This window comes from Methanobrevibacter sp., from assembly GCF_045541095.1.
Lineage (GTDB): Archaea > Methanobacteriota > Methanobacteria > Methanobacteriales > Methanobacteriaceae > Methanocatella.
In genome coordinates this window covers 1-3,955 of the sequence record NZ_JAZQIJ010000108.1, presented here as the reverse complement: position 1 = coordinate 3,955, position 3,955 = coordinate 1, and the positions used below count along the sequence as shown (strand labels likewise).

Genomic DNA, 3,955 nt, shown 5'->3' with positions numbered 1-3,955 from the left:
GGTTATTTTCTTTTTTTAATTTTCACCATTATTGAATCAAATATATGTTTTTTTGATTTGCCTGATATTTCATTTTCCTGAAAATTAAGTCAATATGTAATTATTTTTTAAACAATTATTTTAATTATTTTTTCACTTTTTTTGAATTTTGCCTCTATTTACTATAAATTTTTTTATATTTGTTTAAAATAAAATATAATATGTTATACTAAATATGGTGGGGATAATTTGAAATTCAATAGACTATCTATAATTTTATTATTCGTGTTTATCCTTTCTATTTCTGCAGTCTGTGCTCAGGACGCAAATCAAAGCGATGAGCTGACAAGCAATACAGATGAAAGTTTTATCGGATTCCAATTCGGCAGTTAAGACATTTACAGATTTGGAAAAGGATATTTCAAGTGGGGAAAATGAATTTAATATCACAGGTGATTATAAATTTGACAGCCAATATGATAAAAACTATACAAAAGGAATAAAGATAACAGGTAAAAATATTGTAATAAACGGAAACGGACATGCAATCGATTCAAACAGTAAAGCATATGTCTTTGATATTAAAAACTCAAATATTATTATAAACAATCTTGTTTTTAGAAATTCCAATGATTCCGCAATATTGGTTCAAAATTCAAATTTAACTACCAACAATTGCGTTTTTGAAAATAATGTGGCAAGTATGGGTGCTGCAATTAATGCAAATCAGGTTAATTATACAAGTTCAAATGACAAGTTCCTGAACAATTATGCAAATGAGGGGGCATCATTGCTTGTCTATGGAGATAGTAATTTGAAATTGGGGAATGCTTCATTTGCCTCAAACAGGGAATTGTATTGGGGTTTGATTTATGTACGGGATTCTCAGATGACTATTTTAAATACCAAATTTGAAAACATCACTTCAAAATATACTCCTGCAATCTATGCTAGGGGAAGCAAAGGCCAAATCAAAAACTGCAATTTCACAAATCTGGCCGCAAGCATTACTGCAGGTGCAATTGGAATCAAAGAGTTTTCAAAACCGATTACAATTGAAAACTGTAACTTCATAAATGTTTCATCCCGTAAAAATGCAGGTGCTCTTTTCGTGGATACCCTTGCAGATGAAATGTTCATGAATGGAAAAGTGCTCGTCAACAATTCACAGTTTATCAACTGTTCATCAGAGTTTGGTGGGGCAATCGTTTATCTTGCGGGTTCATTGACCGTTGATAACTCAAATTTCACATCCAACAGTGCGGTATATGATGGGGGAGCAATCTATTCATCCCATACTCGAGTTAATATTCTAAACTCAAATTTCATTTCAAATCATGCTTTGACAGAGGGTTTTTCCAACGGTGGTGCATTCTACTTTGATTATGGAACATTAACTCTAAATTCAACACGAATTGAAAACAATACTGCTGGTGAAGCCGCATCAATTTATGCTTATGATGCAACATTGAATCTAAACAACAACTACTTCTCCAATCTGTCTTCTAATGCTTCAAGCATCTATGCGGTATTTCTAAAAAAGATTAATGAAAAGGGGAACAATTATAACGATGATACCAGGTCATTGGCAAACAAAAACTTCGAAACAAACGTTGAAGGAAGCCAGATGTCATTTAAAATATTGGAAAATACTATTCACTTTGACACATTGCCTTCCAGATTCGATTTGAGGGATTACAATTTCACCGCACCTGTAATGAATCAGGGTTCAATGGGTGCATGCTGGGCATTCGGCGCAGTTGAAGCCTTGCAGTCCGCATTAATCAGATATGCAAATGTCACATATAATTTTTCAGTCAACAATCTGCAGAATTCACTTCTGGAGTATTCCAAATATGGTGTGATTGAAACAACAGAAGGAGGTAGTGATCTTTACATTCCGGCTACTTACCTGATAAGCTGGTTAGGTATTTCTCCTACTGAATATGATGAATATGATGAGCTTGGAAAAATATCTCCTTTGATTTTTACTGATGATGATGTGCATATAGTTGATTTTGTCCAAATTCCAAAAAGAAAAAATGTGACAGATAATAATCCGATTAAGGAAACTATTTTAAAATACGGTGGTGTAGAGGCATCTTATTTTGCAAGTCAATTTCCTTTATTCTATAATAAAACTTCACACGCATATTATTATAACGTCCCACACAACCCTTCCCACAGTATATGTATCGTTGGATGGGATGATAACTTTTCCAAAAACAATTTCGCAATGCCTGCCCCTGGTGATGGTGCATTCATTGTCCAAAACAGCTGGGGAACAGAATGGGGAGAAAACGGTTTCTTCTACGTTTCATATTATGACCCGACCTTTGCAACATACTATGATCCTGTTGCTTATGTGATAAAAAACAATGTCACATACGATATGAACTATCAGCATGAAATTTCAGGGCTCATCAATATTTTTAAGGAACAGCTTTATTATAAAAATGTCTATGTCGCTGAAAAGGACGGCCTTATTTCTGCTGTAGGAACATTTTTCAACAAGACTGGTTTAAATTATGAGTTTCATATTGATGTCAATGGAGTAACTGTTTATTCCCAAAAAGGCAAATCTGAGTTTAGAGGATTTTCAACAATTCAATTGGATAATCCGATTCAGATTAATAAAGGCGACAAATTTGAGGTAACATTTTTAAATTATCCTCCAGTTATGACCGTAAGCAGGCTTCACATTCCTGCAAACGTTTCATTTTTGGGTGACGGCAAGGATTGGCTTGACTTACTCAAACATGATGCTACTGCTATTTTAAAAGTTTACACAGTTGCTGATTTGGGTGTTGCAACTAATCAGGTTAAATACTATGGTGATAAAACTCCATTCACAGCCAATGTCGGTGCAGGCGTTCAAGTGACTTTTGATGTCAATGGTTTTAAGCATAAAACAGTTGGTGATGAAAATGGTGTTGCAAAACTTCCTGTTAATTTGAATCCGGGCAAGTATAAAATAATAGTCAATTACAACGACACAGCCATAATCACTTCAGTTGTTGTTAAAGATACAATTGTCGCTTCCAATGTCAAAAGGGCAGTTTATAGTAGTTATAACTATAAAATCAAGCTATTGGATTCTAAAGGATCATTGCTTAAAAACACCACTGTAAAGGTTGCAATCAATGGAAAAACAGGTACTTATAAGACTGATTCAAGCGGATACATAACCCTTAAATTTACTAAATTATCTTCTAAAAAGACAATAACAATCACAAATCCTAAAACCGGACAGGTGTCTAAAAAGACAATCACTATCATGTCTAGGTTTGTCGGAACCAAAAATGTCAAGATGTATTATTTCGATGGAACCAGATACACATTCATTGTAATGGGTAATGACTTAGAAACTCCATTGAAAAACAAATATGTATCTATAAAAATTGATAAAAAGACTTATAAAGTCAAAACCAATTCCAAAGGCTTAATTTCTTTTAAGATTCCAAAAACAGTAACTCCAGGCACTCACAAGATTACTGTGAAATACGGTGGTGAAGCTGAAGTTAATAAGCTCACTGTCAAACAGGTCGTAAAGGCTAAAAAGACTGTGACTGTTAAAAGGTCTTCCAAATTGGTATATAAAGTAACCTTGAAGAACAAAAAAGTCCTCAAAAACAAGAAAGTCACTCTCAAACTCAATGGTAAAAAGTATACTGCAAAAACCAACAAAAAATGCGTAGCTAAATTCACCATTAAAAAGAGTGCAATTAAAAAGCTCAAAGCGGGTAAAAAATATACTATGAAGGTAATTTATCTTAAAGATACTTTAAAGAGAACTTTAAAAGTTAAACGTTAGGGATTTGTTTCTCTAACTATATTTTTTTAATCATGATTAAATTTAGGTGTGCCTAAAAAATGGATAAGTTTATATACTATTTCATATAGAATTTAATTTAAGTAAAAAAAATTAGGTTTACCTAAAAATCTAATTTTGATTACTTTTGTATTTGGTTTAAAC

Annotated in this window: 2 protein-coding genes; both read left to right on the top strand. The window is 32.9% G+C overall.

The annotated features are described in order from the left end of the window. The first annotated feature begins 228 nt into the window (after positions 1-228). Complete coding sequence (locus ACKI2P_RS04760) at positions 229-372, top strand: hypothetical protein (RefSeq protein WP_407375497.1); 144 nt, start codon at positions 229-231, stop codon at positions 370-372. Beyond that, positions 338-3,793 (top strand): C1 family peptidase, encoded by a 3,456-nt coding sequence (locus ACKI2P_RS04755; RefSeq protein ID WP_407375495.1) that lies wholly within the window; start codon positions 338-340, stop codon positions 3,791-3,793. The genes ACKI2P_RS04760 and ACKI2P_RS04755 overlap by 35 nt, the downstream gene beginning before the upstream one ends. Positions 3,794-3,955 lie beyond the last annotated feature (162 nt).

Bases quoted from the DNA above. Each gene is read 5' to 3' on its own strand.
- ACKI2P_RS04755 (WP_407375495.1), top strand. From the start codon at position 338: ATGAAAGTTTTATCGGATTCCAATTCGGCAGTTAAGACATTTACAGAT.